This window comes from Streptomyces sp. NPDC101234 (assembly GCF_044767525.1).
In the GTDB taxonomy this organism is placed as follows: Bacteria; Actinomycetota; Actinomycetes; order Streptomycetales; family Streptomycetaceae; genus Streptomyces; species Streptomyces sasae.
In genome coordinates this window covers 17,306-34,171 of sequence record NZ_JBIWOA010000056.1, presented here as the reverse complement: position 1 = coordinate 34,171, position 16,866 = coordinate 17,306, and the positions used below count along the sequence as shown (strand labels likewise).

The following is a 16,866-nucleotide window of genomic DNA, read 5'->3' as shown; positions in this document are numbered from 1 at the left end:
GCGGCCCTTTACCACCGTCGGCGCTACTCAAGGCAGGTACCGTGAGCCGACTACGTGTCCTCTCCATCCTCGTGGCCGTACTACTGCCGTCCTTCATGACCGCCCTGGACAACACTGTCGTCAATGTGACACTGCCTCAGATCCAGGCTGAACTCGCATTGAGTGAAGCCGACCTCAAATGGGTGGCGGCCATTTACCCGCTCACCCTCGCGAGCCTTCTGTTGCTGGGCGGGCATCTGTCGGACACCGTCGGGCGGCATGCCACTCTGTCGCTTGGCGTCGCAATCTTCACCGTCGCATCGGTCGGGTGCAGCGCGGCGCCCTCCGGTATAGCGCTGATCGCCTGCCGGGGGCTGCAGGGAGCGGGCGCTGCACTGATCCTGCCGGCCTCGCTGGCAGTCCAGTCGCACGATCTACCGCCTCACGTGCGCAATACCGCCTTCAGCGCCACCACTGCCACGTTGGCATCAGCGCTGGCCTGCGGCCCTGTGATCTCTGGTGTCATGACACAACACTTGGGCTGGGAATCCGTTTTTGCCATGAACCTACCGCTGGGCTGTGTGAGTCTCCTCGTCGGCTTCCTTGTCCCCCGGCCCAAACCCTCGCCCCGTGCCACGTCCCCGGCCTCGGCCACACTCTCGCTCCGCGTCATCGCGTTGGCCTGTTGCTCGCTGGCAGCCCTCGCCTACGGCCTGATCGAGGGGCCTGAACAGGGCTTCGACGCCCTTCCTGTCGCCGCGGCAGGGGGCGTCGTCGTCGCATCGGCCGTCGGCCTGTGCTACGAATTGACTTCGTGTCGGAACACCGTGCTGCGCCCCCTCCTCCGGCAACGCCCTTTCGTCGGCGGAGTCATTACTCAACTACTGTGGGGCCTGAGCGTAAGCGGAGTCTATTTCTTCACGTCTCAATTTCTACAGAACGGCCTCGGCCTCGCCCCGACGCAGGCCGGGCTGACATTCATGCCCGTCGCCCTTTCCCTGATCGCCACCATCCCTTTCATTTCGCGTATGGCGCACCGCTGGAGTGAAGGCCGGATCTCCGCTGCGGGCCTGCTCCTGGTCGGCCTGGGGTTGCTGATGGTCGCGCTGGGAAGTTCTAGAGGAAATCTCGTTGATATCCTACCCGGCCTTTCACTTATCGGTTTCGGTTCCGCGCTGGCCGTGCCGCTGACTACCCGTGCTCTGGAATCCTCACCGAATCATCTTTCTGGAATCGCGGCCGGATTGTTCAGCGCCGCCCGCGAGGCGTCCGGAGTCGTCGGAATCGGCCTGGTGGGCGCCATCGTGTCGTTCGTGGAACATGCCGCAGTCTCCACCGGGGCCGATGGCTCGGGTGCTTTTCTCTCCGGCTACCAAGCCGGTCTGTGTTTCGCTGCAGCGCTGGTCGCGGCAGGAGCTCCCGTCGCGTTGTGGGCGCTGCGCCGCCGCAGGCGCACACCAGAAGGCGACAGGGGTGCCTCTGCATACGCCTCGAGGCCAGGGCCATAACGCAGCCCGGTCGGGCAGCAGCCCGCCTGTCGGCAACGGTTGGCATCTGCGCGGGCAGGGACATGCTGCTGGTCAGAGCTTGGTCCAAGCGCGATGGCGGCGGCCGCAAGGAAGTACTGCGCGTGGAGCCTTACGGCCCCGGACAGCCAGTCCCATCGGCACGGGGAACTCCCTATACCCGCGTCTTCGTCGCCCCGCCCGGCGTAGCCGTGAGCGGCGTCGCAATCTCCTCCAGCGGCCTGCGCTCCGCATTGACCGCCAGCGCCGCCGCCACCAGTCCAGCCGCGCACATCAGCCCCGCCCCGATCTGGAACGCCAGCACCGTGTCGGCCACCTTGCCCGTTCCCGTGAGGTCGGCGAAGAGCAGTGGGCCGCTGATGCCGCCCGCCGCCGTGCCCAGCGCGTAGAAGAACGCGATCGACATCGCCCGCGTCTCCATCGGGAAGATCTCGGACACCGTGAGGTACGCGCTGGACGCGCCCGCCGACGCGAAGAACAGGACCACGCACCAGCACGCCGTCAGCGTCCCGGCCGACAGCACGCCCCGGCCGAACAGCCACGCCGTGAGGAAGAGGAGCACGCCCGAGAGAAGGTAGGTCGACGAGATCATCACCCTCCTGCCCACCGTGTCGAACAGCTTGCCCAGCAGCAGGGGACCCAGGAAGTTGCCCACCGCGATGACCACGAAGTAGTAGCCCGTGTCGCCCGTCGGCACGTCGAAGAAGGTCGTGAGGATCGCGCCGAAGCCGAAGGTGATCGCGTTGTAGAGGAACGCCTGGCCGATGAAGAGGGAGAAGCCGAGCACGGCCCGGCGCCGGTAGTCATGGAAGACCGTGCGGGCGATCTCGCCGAACGTGATGCTCCGGCGCTGGTGGATGACCAGTTCGCCCGCCGGTTCGGGCAGCGGCCCGCCCTTCTCGGCCGCCACCCGCCGCTCGATCGACGTGACGATCTCCTCCGCCTCCTCCTCCCGGCCGTGGATCAGCAGCCAGCGCGGGCTCTCCGGGACGTTCCGCCGTACCAGGAGGATGACCAGGCCAAGGACGACACCGAGTGCGAAGGTCAGCCGCCAGCCCACGTTCTTCGGCAGGAAGCCCGTGTTCAGGGCGACGATCGAGAGCAGCGAGCCGCCGATCGCGCCGACCCAGAAACTGCCGTTGATGATCAGGTCCACCCGGCCGCGGTAGTGCGCCGGGATCAGCTCGTCGATCGCGGAGTTGATCGCCGCGTACTCGCCGCCGATGCCGAAGCCGGTCAGGAAACGGAAGACGAAGAACCACCAGGGGGCGAAGGAGATCGAGGTGAGAGCGGTGGCGGCCAGGTACACCGCCAAGGTGATCATGAAGAGCTTCTTGCGGCCGTGACGGTCGGTCAGCCGACCCCAGAACAGCGCGCCGATACAGGCACCGGCCACATACAGTGCCGCGGCCGTCCCGGTGACCTGGCCGGAGGAGATCGCGAGGCCGCTGCCCGGTTCGGAGAGGCGGCCGGCGATGTTGCCGACGACCGTGGCCTCCAGGCCGTCCAGGATCCAGACCGTGCCGAGGCCGATGACGATCGTCCAGTGCCAGCGGGACCACGGCAGCCGGTCCAGGCGGGCCGGGACGCGGGTGGTGATCGTCCGGCCGCCGTGTTCGTCCACGCTCATACCCGTAGCCGTACCCACGCGTGCCTCCTCGACCGGGAGTCCAGGAAAGAAGCACCCGATCGAGTGCCCCACACAAAGCGGTCCACGCCCCAGGAGCGCGGCCCTGGCATCGAAGCGGTCCACCCCAGACGGGGATCACTAGTTGTTGCGGGTCAGGACGTTGGTGACGTGAGTTGTCGGCAGATCAGCTGGTGAGCAAGTTCTGCCGTCGAGAGCAGGTCCTCGCGAGCCGTGTCGATGTTGGACCGCACTGACAATCCGTGCCAGACGGATTGGATGAGCCCGGTCAGGACCGCCGCGTTGGTGCCCGCGGCTAGTTCCTCGTCCTGGATCGCTCGTTCGATGCGCACGAGGAGGGCCTGCTCGTTCGAGCTGTGCAGTTCGGCGACGTAGGCACTGGTATCGAGCGTGCTCGTGCTGTCGGTCATCACGGCGCTGCTGATGAGACATCCGGGATGCGTGTCGCTGGGCTGAGTGAACTCGTGGACCGAGTCGGTGAGGATGCGTTCGATGACCGTCTGGATGTCCTTCTCGGCGACAGCCTGCTGGTAGATCTCGCGGTAACGCTCGGCGTAGGTCCGCACGGCTTCCTCGAACAGTCCGGCCTTGCTGCCGAAGGCGGCGTAGAGGCTAGAGGTGGAAAGCCCGAGGGTCGCGGTCAAGGTGCGGGTCGAGGTGCCGGAGTAGCCGCGTCGCCAGAAGAGGCGAGCGGCGTCAAGGACCGCACGGTCGCGGTCGAAGGCTCGTGGTCGTCCACGGTTGCGTTCGGTCACGCTTGCATTGTAGATCGTTCGCTCCATAATACAATTATGGAGCGAACGATTCAGAAGAAGCTGTCGGTCGGCGGGGACAGCTGGGTCACGGTCGATGTGTACGGGGAGCCGGATGCCCCGAGCCTCATCGTCGTCCCGGGCGTGATGAGCGATGCGCATACGTGGCGACGTGTTGCGGGCGCCATCGACGCCTGGCCCTCAGTAGTAGTGGTGAACCGCCGGGGACGTACTTCCTCAGGGCCGTTGACCAACTCGTACTCACTGCGGACAGAGGTTGAGGACCTCTGCGTGGTCCTTGACGAGTTCGACAGCACGAGGGCGCTCTTCGGCTGGAGCTACGGCGGCTTGATCACCTTGCTGACCGCCAACGATCACCCGATTCCCCAGGTGATCGCCTACGAGCCAGTGATGCAGCCATTCGGACGCCATGCACTGCCGGATCTGAAGCACGCAGCGGAGGCGGCGGACTGGGATCACTGCGTCGAGATCGTCAATCGGCAGATCTCCGGCTTCTCCGCTGCGCATGTCGAGGATCTTCAGGCCGATCAGCACGGTTGGGCGATCTTGCGTCGCTTGACCGGACCGCTGTACGCCGAACTCGGCGCGCTCAACGCGGCGCCGCCTCCGGATGTGTTGGCACGGCAGGCAGATCAAGTGGACCTGATCATCGGCCAGTGCAACCGCGGAACAGCCCCTTACGGAACGTCGTTCGACAACGTGCGGCGGCACGTCGATCACGCCAGAGTCCACGAACTCCCCGGCCAGGGCCACCTGGCCCACATTCAGGCGCCGGCAGAGCTTGGCCACCTGCTCAACAACCTCGCCGCCATCTGATGGGCATCCATGCCAACGCGCCGCTCTCCATTGAGGGACAGGCACCGAGTGGGACGACGGCCTTGATGACAGTGCACACCCCCATCGAAGCCGTCGATCGCATGGGGACTTGTTTGAAGCGGAGGCCAGCCCCCAATCGTGATTGTCTTCTCCTTCGCTCAAGAACGTCGGGATGCGAAATGCCATACAGCTCGATGCTCGGCTCGTGGACTTCAAGTCACTGGTATTGAGGCTCGTGGCCGTCCTGCTGGTAGACCTCCCAGCTCACCGGGTAGACCCGGCCCCGGGTGCCGCTACTGGACGCGTTCGCCGACCCCGGCTGCCGCACAGTGTGTACCAGGAGCTCGTACGACAGCAGTTCCGCATCCGTGCCGGTGGCAGGACGGCGCCGATCCGCAGCACGGCTGCGGATCCGAGTGGATCCCCGATCCGGTCCGCGGGACTCCATGGAATGTCGTCGGCGGGAGTGGGTGTGAGCCGGGGCCCATACGGCCCGACACTACGGCTCACTTCCCGAAAGCGAGACGGTGGCCCAGATCGTCCGGGTGCCGTCGTCAGCCACGTGTGTTCCGAGCGCTCGGGCGCAGCTGGCGACGATTCCGAGACCGCGCCCGAATCCTGAAGCATTATGCCAGTGCTGCCCTGCGGAGGTCTTCCCTTGGTCACGCACCTGAATCCGCAGGTGAGTTCTGTTCCTCCGCAGGTTGGTGGTGATGACGGCACTGTCGGTGTGAACGATGGCGTTCGTGGTGAGTTCCGTGGTGACCAGCAGGGTCGTATGGCGGACGCTCTGGTCCGTGAATTGCTGCTGGTCCAGCCATAAGCGAGTCAGATAGCGGCAGATCGGGACGGCACGGTCCACTGCGGGAAGACGGACGGCGACGGTAGGCGATCGGCACCAGGTGGTGGTCGGCGCCAGGACCGCCGACGTGTCAGGCCATTGCTCGATGTCTTGGGGGGAAAGAACGAGCCGCGCGCACGCATGTGTGGTCAGCATGTCTTATCTCTCTTGGTGCTGTGTGAGGGGGCAGGCATCAGCGAGAGGCGCCCGTGCCCTCGGTGCCGCGGGCTGGGACGCGACGTGGTGGGAGCATCCTTCGCGTCGGACAAGAAGAGCGTGCATCCGGGCATCGACAGGCGGTTGCAATGGGCCGCAAGCGTCGACGAGGCGTGGACTGGCTCCTGCCGGGCTCACGTGCCGATTTCCCGCCACTACTCCCATCCGGTGACGGCGTGGTGCAGTGCCATGGGGTTTGCCGCGCCTCTTACGGAGCGGTGCCGCCGACTTTTCATACGGGCAACGGCGTTCACGGCTGTCTTGACCCAGCAGCACGCTCCGTCGCAAGTGGATACGGAAATTGCCCGTCAGCCGACGCCGGCCGACGCCGGCTGACGGATCCAACCCCTCTCGCGGGGGGCCCATCGTGGCAGCCCGCCGGTCAGCGGCCGGCACGAAACCGGCGCGCTGAAGCTCGGACCGTCACTCCCCCGGAGAGGATGGGCAGCCCACCGTTGGATGGAACCGTTATCCACCGGAGCGGCATATGGCAGCAACACCTGCCTGGCGACCAACACTCGGACGGCCTAACGTAATGTGATGAAAATGTTCGTCCGAGTATCCCGGATGCACGGAGACCAGACGGCTCGATCGCGTCGGTCGTGCATTCTGTGTGACAGTAGGGATTCCGTGCATCGAGTTGGGAAGCCCGGTAACCCAGGAGCGAAAATATGCTGGCGCCGCGGTTATGTGTCGGCAGTCTGAGCAGCGAGGGTTGAGCGGTGGGACGTTTTCCGGCCATGGATTTGATCAGACCGGGCGGCTCCGGCTCGACCGTGCAACTGATGGCGCGCTCCGGATAAAGCGCCGGAGTTCCGCCCGCGCGGATCGTCGTGCAGGCGCGCCCACTGCCGCGAAATCGTAGGCGCCCTTTCGGATGCGCGACCATTCCGTGGTGTGAGAACCCCCGCTCTTCCGGTGTCTCCCTGACCTACTGCTGCCTCTGGCGCGTCGAGGGGTATGCACACCGGACCGGCCCGCCGGCTCCTCCGTCTCGTCTCTCAACTCGCTTGATGGCAGCCGGGTTGGGTGATTTCCTGCTCACCGGAGCGAGGGCACCATACCCGTCAACGCGGTGCTCACCTTCGACCGATTTGATGTGGTCAACACGTGATGTCCTACTCCGATCGGGTGACGCAGGCGACGCTCTCTTGATGTGCCGCTCGTCCTTGTCGCATTACTGGACTACGAACCGGCGGGTTGCCCATCCCTTTCCGGGGATGTGGCTGCTACCCGTCCCGGTCGTCACTCCCAGCACGCGCAGTGCGCGGCGATCAGGTCGAGTTCGCTTTTCCAAGCAGCCAACTCCCGGGTAGTGGGAAACAACCGTTCCCGCCGGCGTCGTAGCCAATGAGTGCACACGTCATCTCTTCAAGGGAGTGCCAGCATGTTCCGTGCTCGTTTTGCCGCCGCCACCGTCACCGCCACCATGGCGGCGGGCGCCATCGTCGGCATCGCCCCTCTGGCCATGGCGGCCCCCGCCGCCGCGGCCGTCTCGTCCTGTGTCGAGGACCTGCAGTCCGCGCAGACGGCCAACAACGCCGCCATCGCGGCCGACACCGCCAGCCATCCCGCAAGCGCACGCACCCACAACCTGACCGCCGCGACGTACCTCGTGTCCGCAATGGGCGACTGCCAGGGACAGCCACAGGTGGTGGGGTCCAACATCCTCACGGCCAGCACGACCAACGCGATCGCCCTCCTGCAGAACCTGCTCGGCAATGCGAACGCGGCCCTGAACTCCGAGCAGGCAACCGCTTCGGCGATCAGCCAGGCACTGGCCAACGCAACCTGACCCGTACAGGGGCGGGTTGCCCCTGCGGCAACGCCCACCTGCCCCCGCCCGTCCCGGCGTAAGCCGGGACCGGCCGCCCGCCGGGACCATCGCCCCTCCCTCCCCGGCGGGCGGTACGCGGGCCGGGCACTCGCCGCCGGCGGCGAGTGCCCGGCCCGTGCGGCAGCACACGGATCCTCTCTCCGCAGGCGCATCCGGTGGCGTGTCCAGCGGCCCGGGCTCATGGCATCGGTGTGTTCGCGTCCGCCGGCCTCCCCGCGATTTCTCCGCGTTCGCGGTACGTGACTGCCCGCGAGATTCCCGCTTGCGACCAAGAGCCATCGCTTTCTTAACGTCTGGCAGGTCATCATGTCGGTTTCCGCTTTTATCAACTCTCTGTGTCGATCCCTCTTCATGGCGTCCCGGTGCTTTCTCCCTCCGCCTTCTTCCTTCCGCTCACCCACTAGGGAACGAGGTCGCCGAATGTCTACGGGGAAGGAACACGGAGCGCCGCAGGAATGGCCGACGGAAAAGGACTAGGCGACGGGCAGATCCGCCCTCCCTGCCGCCCTGCGAAAACGGAGATGAAGGTGCCAAATTCCGTTCGAGTAATGCTTTCCGGGGGTCCGGACTGGGTCACGGTTCCCGTCGTATGGGAAGTCACTTCCCTGGAAACCGAGCCCAAAGTGAAAATCCTGTGCGGCAACGCCTACGAACACTTCGAGTTCTCGGGCTCGTACTCCGTTCACGGGGATGAGCAGTTACCCGTCTACCGCTGGTGCCGTCGCACCTATGTGGCCGAATAGCCCACCGCCTGATCCTTAGGAGAATATCCATGATCGACTCACTGTCATGTGCGGGTGCCTCGTGAGGCGGCGCACCGGCGCACGCGCGCGGGACGCCGTCGTCACCGGAATCGGACTGTGTCTTCCAGGCTTGAAAAACCCGGTATTCACCGCCGACGACCTCTGGCAGGTCGCCTCCACCGGAACGTCCTGCCTCGTCAAGAAGGGCGTCTACTACGGCAGCGTCAACCTCTCGCAAGCAGCTTTCGAGGAACGTGTACCGGGCATCCCGGAATTCTTCGCACGTCACTACACCGACGCCCATCGCTTCGGACTGGTGTCGCTCGGGCAGGCGTGCCTGGACGCCGGCCTCGATGTGCAGCGGGACCTCGAAGAGGCCGCCGTCCTGGTGGGCCGGGGTGGAGTGGATGCCAACATCGACAGCTACCTCGCCGTGCTGCGGGCCGATCCGGCGACCTATCCCGTCGCCGAAGCGCTGGAGATGTTCGTCGCGGCGGAGCAGTCCGTCACCCCGTCGGACGTCGCCCTGGTCCAAGGGGCGCTCACCCGGTCGAGGGGCGCCAATTTCACGGTGCCGTGCGGCTGCGCATCCTCGGCCCTCCAGGTCGGCAACGCCCTGAGCCTGATCGCCACGGGTGAGACCGACATCGCCGTGGTGACCGGAGTCGACGTCTTCAGCATCACGATGATCCGCAACATCCAGCGACTGCTGAGCGGAGCCCAGCATGCGTACGACGCCATGCGCTCCGAGGACATGCCCAGCCTTCTGCCGTCGTTCGACGCTCTCATGCGTCCGTACGACAAACGCGCCGACTGCATCAACCACGGCGAGGGATCCACGACCATCGTCATCGAGAGCCGGGAGCACGCCTTCGGACGAGATGCGCGCCTTTACGGCCAGATCTTGTCGCAGGTCACCACACGGGACGGGCTCTCCAGCCCGCTGGCCTGTGATGAGACCGGGAAGGCGCTGGTGTCAGCGGTGCGACGGTGCCTCGGTGACACCTGGGAGATCGGTCAGGTGCCGTACATCCACGGGGGCAGCGACGGCAATGCGGTCGTCACGGCGTTCGAGGCGAATGCCGTCAGGGAGCTGTACGGCTCCGCGTCACGCGACCTCCTGATGTCCTCGCAGGAGGGGTGCTTCGGTCACAACGGTGCTCCAGCCGGCTGTCTCGGGGTGGCGGAGACCCTGCTGATGATGCGGAACGGCCAGGTGTGTCCGACTGCCAACTGCGAGGAGCCGGCCGACCATCTGACCTTCGACCCGGTCCCCGGGACGGTGCCCCGTCCCCTCGACTTCGACTACGCCTTCACCTTCAACTACCAGGTCGGCGGGGTGAAAAGCGCCATCCTGCTGGGCGGCCCGGACGTCTGATTCCACGCCCCTCGCCGTCGCCCGGGCTGCGCGGCGTCACTCCTCCCAGACAGTGGACACGCCACGGAGCCCGGTGCTCCGTACTTCTCTCGGTAGCCCGCGGACGTGCGCGGACGTTCCGCGCGTCCGCGCATGCCCCGGCTCCGGTGCGCCGGACCCGCCGTCTCACGGCCTGACCTGCGGCCCACACCCTCCGGGCGCAGCCCGCGCTCCTCCCCTCCCGCAGCGACAAGGAGACTTTCGTGGCCAACGACAAGCACGGCCCTCGTCCGGTGACCGCGCCCATCGCCGTCATCGGTATGGGCTGCCGCCTCCCCGGAGACGCCGATTCCCCGGCCGCATTGTGGCACCTGCTGGTGGAGGGGCGTGAAGCAGTCGGCGCTCCGCCTCCCGGCCGGGAGGCGGACGACCTCGGGCGCGGGTCGCTCGGCAATCCGCAACCCGCCCTGTACCGGGGCGGTTATCTGAAGGACGTCTCGCGGTTCGACGCGGACTTCTTCGGAGTCGCGGGTCGCGAGGCCGACGTTCTCGACCCCCAGCACCGGCTCCTGCTGGAGGTCGTCTGGGAGGCCCTGGAACACGCCGGGCTGCCCCGTGACCAGCTCGCCGACTCCCCGACCGGCGTCTTCACGGGGCTGAGTTACAACGACTACATGGACCAACTGGCCGGGCGGCCGGAGGAACTCGAAGGCTCCATCCTGACGAACGGCCACTGTGTCGCCGCAGGCCGGGTCTCCTACCTCCTCGGTCTGCACGGCCCCAGTCTCGCCCTCGACACCGCGTGCTCGTCCTCCCTGGTCGCCTTCCACCTGGCCTGCGACGCGCTGCACCGCGAGGAGTGCGACCTTGCCATCGCCGCCGGTGTCACTCTCATGCTCGCCCCCCGCATCACCCGCTCCTTCGCCCGGATGGGCATGCTCTCCCCGACCGGACGCTGCCACACCTTCGACGCTGCGGCGGACGGATTCGTCCGCGGCGAGGGCTGCGGCGTGGTCGTCCTCAAGCGCCTGTCCGAGGCCCGCAGGGACGGCGACCGCATCCTTGCGGTCGTCCGCGGATCCGCGGTGAACCAGGACGGCCGCTCCGACGGCCTCGCCGCCCCGTCCGCCGCCGCCCAGCAGGCCCTCTACCGCGCCGCGCTCAGCCGAGCCGATGTCGACCCGGCCCGGATCTCTCTGATCGAGGCTCACGGCACGGGGACCCCCGTGGGCGACCCCGTGGAGTTCGCGAGTCTGGCCGCCGTCTACGGCCCTGGTCTCTCACCGTGCGCCCTCGGCTCGGTCAAGACCAACCTCGGCCACCTGGAGCCCGCCGCCGGAATCACCGGACTGATCAAGACCGTCCTGTGTCTGCAGCACGGAATCATCCCTCCCAACCTCCACTTCACCCGCTGGAACCCGGCCATCGCCGCCGACGCCACCCGTCTGTTCGTCCCCCTCGAGAACACCCCGTGGCCCAGCAAGGAACCGGTCAAGCTGGCCGCTGTGTCCTCGTTCGGTTTCTCCGGCACCAACGCCCACGTGATCCTGCAGGAGCCACCGCATCTCGCCCGCAGGACCAGGCTGCCGGCCCCCGCCGCCCCCGGACGACATCGCCGGACGTGATCCTGGTCGGGGCCGGATCCCACCGAGCTCTACCGGACGCCGCCCGCAGACTGGCCGACTGGCTGGACACGGACGGCGCCAACGTCCCGCTCCGGGACATCGCCCACACCCTGGCGCTGCGCCGCAGTCCCGGCCGGGGACGCCTCGCGGTCGTCGCCCGTTCCCGTACCGAGACCGCCGAAACGCTCAGGCTGTTCGTCAGCGGCCTGCCGACGCCGGCCCTCGTGTCCGGCACAGCCGATGTCACCGCCCCCCGCCATCCAGTGTGGGTGTTCTCCGGACACGGCTCCCAGTGGGCCGGCATGGGCCGCCAACTACTGGCCACGGACGAGGTCTTCGGCAAGGCTCTGACCAAGGCGGACGCTCTCATTCGCAAGGAGGCGGGCTTCTCCGTCCTGGACCTGGTCCGAGCCGGCGAGCCCGTCACCGGATGCTCACGGGTCCAACCGGTCCTGTTCGCCCTGCAGATCGCCCTGGCCGCAGCATGGCAGGCACACGGAGTCCAGCCCGCCGCTGTGATCGGCCACTCCATGGGGGAGGTCACGGCCGCGGTCGTGGCCGGAGCCCTCAGCCTCGCCGACGGCGTTCGCGTCATCTGTCGTCGCTCGGCACTGCTGGAGCGGATCGCCGGCACCGGCGCCATGGCCTCCGTCGGCCTGGACCGGGCCGCGGTGGAAGCCACCCTTGCCGACGCCGGTGCCGACGCCGTGTCCGTGGCCGTCCTGGCCGCGCCCGACACCACCGTCATCTCCGGCGATGCCGACCAGATCACTCGTTTGATCAGCCGGTGGGACGAGCGCGGAATCCTCGCCGTACCCATCGCGGTGGACGTCGCGTCGCACAGCCCTCACGTCGACCCGCTGCTGACCGATCTGCGCCAGGACCTCTCCGGCCTCACCCCCCGCCCGCCTCACATCCCGTTCTATTCCACCGTGGCCGAGGACCCGAGGGAGAACCCCCTCCTCGACGCCGCGTACTGGTGCGACAACCTGCGCCGGCCGGTTCGCTTCCACCCCGCCGTGGCTGCCGCCGCCCAGGACAGGCACCAGATCTACATCGAGATCTCACCCCACCCCGTGGTCACCCAGTCCCTGACGGACAGCCTGGCCCAGTGGGTCCCCAACGCCGTCGTTCTGCCCACTCTGCGTCGTGCGCAGGACGAAGTCACCACCTTCCGGACCCAGCTCGCCGCCCTCCACTGCAATGGCGGCACCGTCGACTGGACACCCCTGTACCGCGACGGTCTGCTGGCCGACGTGCCCACCACCACCTTCGATCGCACGCGGCACTGGGCCTCCTCGGGCCAGGAGTCACCGGTCGACGACGGGGCCCTGCCCGGCCGGCACACCGAGGTCCCCGGTGCCCCGGTCCGCCACAGCTGGCACGCCACCGCCCCCGTCCGGCACCTGCCCTGGCTGGACGACCACCGCGTCCACGGCACCCCTGTCCTGCCGGGCGCCGGCTTCTGCGCCGTGCTCCACACCACGGCCCGTACCGCGCTGACCGGTGCCGCGCCCGACGTCGACGGTGCCGCCTGCGACATCGACCTCATCGACATCGCCTTCCACGACCTGCTGCCCCTGGACAACGACACGGAACTCAGCAGCACCGTCACGCACACCGGCGACGGACAGGCAACATGCGAGATCCACTCCCGTACCCCGGACGGCTCATGGCAACTGCATGCCTCGGCCATCGCCCGCCGCACGCTCGCGTCCCCCGAGACCCGTGCCGCCTCCATCTCCGGCCTGCACCGCAAACACCCCGTCCCTCTCGATCCCGGCCAGCTCTATGCCGGGCTGCGCGCCTGCGGACTGGAACACGGCCCAGCCTTCAGCGGCATCACCGAGCTGTGGACCACGAAGCAACGGGAGAGCTTCTGGGCCCCCATCGAAGTGCCGCCACTTGCTCTCACCCCGTCCGCCCCCCTGAGCGTCCACCCCGTCCTCCTCGATCTGTGTCTCCAACTGCTGGTCGCGGGAGCGGGCCAGGAGAGCGCCCCCGCACCGATCCTTCCGGTCGGGGTCGGCGCCCTCCGCCTTCTCGGCAACCCTGCACGAGCCGTACACGCTCACGCGTTGATCACAGAGAACAGCGATGCGACGCTCGCCGGCCACGTCCGCGCCCTGGACGCCCGTGGCCGTCCGGTCCTCGTCCTCGACGACGTGCGGTTCCTGCGCAGGACACCTGCCGGAGAAACCCCCATCGACCAATGGTTCATGGAACTCGGCTGGCACCGCGTCCCGCAGCCGCGCACCGAACAGACCCCGCCCGGGAACTGGCTCCTCCTCGGTGAAGGGGACGGCCGGGCCGAACGCCTCGCCGGATTCCTGCGTTCCGCCTGCGCCCGGGTCGAGGTGCGGGAGATTCCTCTGGACTCGCGGGAACTCACCTCACTGGCCGAGACCTTCGCCCGGCACCTGGCTGCCGGAATCGAACCCTGGCGCGCCGTCGTCCTGCTGTGCAGCGCACCCTCCGCCGACAGCACCGACCCCACCCAGGGCGCGCAGCAACGCGCGCGGCGGCTGCTCGCCCTGGCTCAGGCCGCCGACGAACACTGCGGAACGTGGCGCCTTTACGCGGCCACCCAGCACGCGTACGCCGTCACAGCGGACGAAGCCGGCCACCCCGCCCAGGGCACCGTACGCGGCGTGGCACGCGTCCTGGCGGTCGAGCAGCCCGGTAGGCGTCCCACCCTCGTGGACACCGACCCCGATGAACACGGGCTGCACACGCTGGCCGCGGAGCTTCTCGCCGACGCGCCCGAGGACGAGGTGGCACTGCGCGGTGACATCCGATACGTCGCGCGCATCGACCGAGCTCCCGTCACGCCCGCCGAAAACACGGCCCGAACCACCCGAACGGTTCGGTTCGGACACGACGGATTCCGCCTGCGCGTCGGGCGGCTCGGAGATCCGGACAGCCTCGAACCGGCCGCGACCGGCCGTCGCCGGCCCGGCGAGGGCGAGGTCGAAGTACGTGTCCAGGCTGCGGGCGTCAACTTCCGTGATGTCCTGACCTCGCTGGGCATGCTCGGCTCCGATCCTGCCACCCCCTACCGCATCGGCTTCGAGTGCGCGGGCGTGGTCAGTGCCGTGGGACCTGGCGTGGACCACCTCCGTGAGGGGGACGCCGTGCTCGCCGTTCAGCTCGAGGGCGGCGCCTTCGCCTCCTTCGTCACCCTCCCCGCCACCGCCGTCGCCCATGTACCACGGGGCTTCACGCCCGCGACGGCGGCGGGACTGCCCACGGCCTACCTCACGGCCTGGTACGCCCTGCAGCATGTCGCACGACTCGCTCCCGGCGAACGCGTGCTGATCCACGCCGCGACCGGAGGAACCGGCCGGGCCGCGATCGCGGTCGCCCGTCTCCTGGGGGCGGACGTACTGGCGACGGCCGGCACGGAGGAGAAACGGCGCCAGTTGCGCGGGATGGGAGTTCGCTGCGTCATGGACTCCCGCACCTTGGACTTCGCCGAACAGACCCGTCGGGCCACCGACGGCCAAGGAGTCGACGTCGTCCTCAACTCGCTGTCCGGCCCCGCCGTCCGCGCCGGACTCGAAAGCCTGCGCCCGTTCGGCCGCTTCGTCGAACTCGGCGTACGCGACATCATGGCCGACGCGGCCCTCAGGCTGGGCCCGCTGCGCCACAACATCACTTTCAGCACGGTCGACCTCATCGAACTGCAGCAACGCCGGCCGGAGCTGTTCACCACAGTGTTGCGCGAGGCCATGGTCCACATCGCCGCAGGAAGACTGAAACCGCTGCTGTGCACCGAGTACCCGCTGGACCGCGCGGCCGACGCCTTTCGGTTGATGGCCCGTGCCGGACACACCGGCAAGATCGTGCTGACTGTTCCCGACCGGGGAGAGACCACCGCCGTGGTGCCGGACGGCCCGCCCATCGTGCACAACGACGGCGCTTACATCATCACCGGGGGACTGGGAGGTCTGGGCATGGCCACCGCGTGCTGGCTGGCTGAGCAGGGCGCGGGCCGCATCATCCTCAACGGTCGTCGGTCCCCGTCGCTGGACACCGCTCGCGTCATCAACGACCTGGGCGCCGACACCACGGTCGTGCTGGGCGACATCTCGCAGCACGGCACCTCGGAACGGCTGGTCGAGGCTGCCACCAAGGGGGGCGTACCTCTGCGCGGCGTGGTGCACTGCGCCATGGTTCTCGACGACGCCGCGTTGACCACCGTCCGCGACTACCAGCTCAGGCGCGTATGGGCGCCCAAGGTCACCGGAGCCTGGCACCTCCACCGGGCCACGGCAGACCAGCCACTGGACTGGTTCGTCGTCTACTCCTCGATGAGTTCCCTGCTGGGCAACGCCGGACAGGGAACGTACGCGGCGGCCAACGCCTGGCTCGACGCCTTCGCCACCTGGCGCACGCGCAACGGCTTGCCCACGCTGGCCGTCGACTGGGGCCCCTGGGGAGAAACGGGGCAGGCCGTCGACTTCGCCGAGCGCGGATACGAGACAATTCCCACCCGCAAGGGCTTGGAAGCGCTCCACTGCCTCCTCACCCACCACAGGGTCCAGACCGCCGTGATCCCCGGAAGGCCACAGACCTGGATCCCTCGCGCAGCCTCGGATTCCAGCCTGTTCGCCCTCCTCGCACCGGATGGCGTCCACGCGGAGCAGAAGGACACCGGGACCGGCCGCGCGGATATCCGCGCCCGCGTCGAGGCACTGCCTCCAGGCATCGCGCGCCAGACCGCCCTGGAGAGCTACCTGGCAGAGCACATTCGGGCGATCCTGCGCACCGGCAGCACCACCCTCGACCCGCACACCCCCCTGAAGTCCCTCGGTTTCGACTCGCTCCTCGCCACCGAGCTGCGGATCCGCCTCGACGCCGACCTCGCCGTCCGCCTCGCGAGCAACTTCGTCTGGCAGCACCCGACCATCGCCTCCCTGGCCACGGCCCTGGCCGTGCACATGGGCCTGATGCAACAGGAGGAGACGTCGCCTTCCGGCACCTGACCACCGCATCGGCCGGATCTCGTGCCCCGGTTGTGTCCCGCTCCCGTCGAGCAGCGGGACACAACCGCGCGGACGCCACCGGACACAGCTCGCCCGGTACGCGAGGGGTGGGCGCTGCTGCGCTAACGACACGGTTGCGACATGGCTTTCCTGCACTCCACAGGGTGCATCATCAAAACCATGTCATGTAGGTCGGAACCGCCAGAAACAGCACACCAGATGGTGTTTTCCCACCCTCCCGGTGGTGGGGCCTTGCGGCTTTCAAACGAGACCGACCACGCACTGGTCTCCCGACGCCGCAGTGACTTCTGCCTGGCCCTGACACAGCTGGCTCTGGGCACTCCTAACGCGTCTTCTGCGCCCGGGGGGGCGGGGGCATCAAGAGAATCTCAATGAGCGCTGTATGTCGTGAAGTTGCCGGTCGCGAGCCTGGTATGCGTGGGCATCGGGGTGACCAGCGCGGTCGCCCGCTCCGGTTCGGTGCGTATCTTGCCGAGTACGCGCCAGTTCTTCAGGT

Annotated in this window: 10 protein-coding genes; 7 read left to right on the top strand and 3 right to left on the bottom strand. The window is 67.9% G+C overall.

The genetic code is table 11. The features are described 5' to 3' along the window. Nucleotides 1–95 precede the first annotated feature (95 nt). On the top strand, nucleotides 96–1,487 hold the full coding sequence (locus ACIRR9_RS51415; RefSeq protein WP_403767559.1) for an MFS transporter: 1,392 nt from the start codon (nucleotides 96–98) through the stop codon (nucleotides 1,485–1,487). A 172-nt stretch (nucleotides 1,488–1,659) separates the two neighbouring features. Here the strand turns inward: ACIRR9_RS51415 and ACIRR9_RS51410 are convergent, their stop codons facing one another. After that, nucleotides 1,660–3,135, bottom strand: coding sequence for an MFS transporter (locus ACIRR9_RS51410; RefSeq protein WP_403767586.1), 1,476 nt, complete (start codon nucleotides 3,133–3,135; stop codon nucleotides 1,660–1,662). 152 nt (nucleotides 3,136–3,287) lie between these two features. Beyond that, a complete protein-coding gene (locus ACIRR9_RS51405) occupies nucleotides 3,288–3,908 on the bottom strand; it encodes a TetR/AcrR family transcriptional regulator (RefSeq protein ID WP_403767556.1) in 621 nt (206 codons plus the stop codon). A 36-nt stretch (nucleotides 3,909–3,944) separates the two neighbouring features. On the opposite strand from ACIRR9_RS51405, the gene ACIRR9_RS51400 reads away from it, so the two are divergent. Beyond that, nucleotides 3,945–4,742: an alpha/beta fold hydrolase gene (locus tag ACIRR9_RS51400; RefSeq protein WP_403767553.1), complete on the top strand. Its 798-nt coding sequence runs from the start codon at nucleotides 3,945–3,947 to the stop codon at nucleotides 4,740–4,742. A gap of 499 nt (nucleotides 4,743–5,241) precedes the next feature. Here ACIRR9_RS51400 and ACIRR9_RS51395 read toward each other — a convergent pair whose 3' ends face one another. Then, complete coding sequence (locus ACIRR9_RS51395; protein WP_403767550.1) at nucleotides 5,242–5,739, bottom strand: hypothetical protein; 498 nt, start codon at nucleotides 5,737–5,739, stop codon at nucleotides 5,242–5,244. A 1,447-nt stretch (nucleotides 5,740–7,186) separates the two neighbouring features. Between ACIRR9_RS51395 and ACIRR9_RS51390 the strand changes: the two genes are divergently transcribed. The 5 genes from ACIRR9_RS51390 to ACIRR9_RS51370 all read left to right on the top strand — a co-directional run bounded on the left by ACIRR9_RS51390 (nucleotide 7,187) and on the right by ACIRR9_RS51370 (nucleotide 16,349). Beyond that, nucleotides 7,187–7,594, top strand: coding sequence for a hypothetical protein (locus ACIRR9_RS51390; protein ID WP_403767547.1), 408 nt, complete (start codon nucleotides 7,187–7,189; stop codon nucleotides 7,592–7,594). A gap of 497 nt (nucleotides 7,595–8,091) precedes the next feature. Beyond that, nucleotides 8,092–8,379, top strand: a complete 288-nt coding sequence (locus ACIRR9_RS51385; RefSeq protein WP_403767544.1) for a DUF5988 family protein — start codon at nucleotides 8,092–8,094, stop codon at nucleotides 8,377–8,379. Between the two features lie 46 nt (nucleotides 8,380–8,425). Next, a complete protein-coding gene (locus tag ACIRR9_RS51380) occupies nucleotides 8,426–9,757 on the top strand; it encodes a beta-ketoacyl synthase N-terminal-like domain-containing protein (protein WP_403767541.1) in 1,332 nt (443 codons plus the stop codon). 242 nt (nucleotides 9,758–9,999) lie between these two features. Continuing rightward, complete coding sequence (locus ACIRR9_RS51375) at nucleotides 10,000–11,361, top strand: beta-ketoacyl synthase N-terminal-like domain-containing protein (RefSeq protein WP_403767538.1); 1,362 nt, start codon at nucleotides 10,000–10,002, stop codon at nucleotides 11,359–11,361. Continuing rightward, nucleotides 11,358–16,349 carry an SDR family NAD(P)-dependent oxidoreductase gene (locus tag ACIRR9_RS51370; protein WP_403767535.1) on the top strand — a complete coding sequence of 1,664 codons (4,992 nt, stop codon included), beginning with the start codon at nucleotides 11,358–11,360 and terminating at the stop codon, nucleotides 16,347–16,349. Before ACIRR9_RS51375 ends, ACIRR9_RS51370 begins: the two co-directional genes overlap by 4 nt. The last annotated feature ends 517 nt before the right edge of the window (nucleotides 16,350–16,866 follow it).